This is a genomic window from Pauljensenia sp. UMB3104 (genome assembly GCF_030217285.1).
In the GTDB taxonomy this organism is placed as follows: domain Bacteria; phylum Actinomycetota; class Actinomycetes; order Actinomycetales; family Actinomycetaceae; genus Pauljensenia.
In genome coordinates this window covers 1-286 of the sequence record NZ_JASONN010000244.1, presented here as the reverse complement: position 1 = coordinate 286, position 286 = coordinate 1, and the positions used below count along the sequence as shown (strand labels likewise).

Sequence of the window (286 nt, the reverse complement as noted above, 5' to 3'; positions counted from 1 at the left end):
TTTTTTATGCCTGTTTTTTGTTTTTGAGTGTTTTTGGTTGGGATTGCTGGCTGGCCTTGTTTGGTTGGTTGGTTTTTCTGGGCTTTAACGTTTTTGTTTTTGTTCGGAGAGTTTGATCCTGGCTCAGGACGAACGCTGGCGGCGTGCTTAACACATGCAAGTCGAACGCTGAAGCCCAGCTTGCTGGGTGGATGAGTGGCGAACGGGTGAGTAACACGTGAGTAACCTGCCCCCTTCTTTGGGATAACGCCCGGAAACGGGTGCTAATACTGGATATTCACTGATC

1 rRNA gene is annotated in these 286 nt (G+C 48.6%); it reads left to right on the top strand.

Annotation, left to right across the window (positions count from 1 at the left end):
- Window positions 1-100: 100 nt before the first annotated feature.
- A 16S ribosomal RNA gene (locus QP415_RS11560) occupies window positions 101-286 on the top strand; the annotation flags it as partial.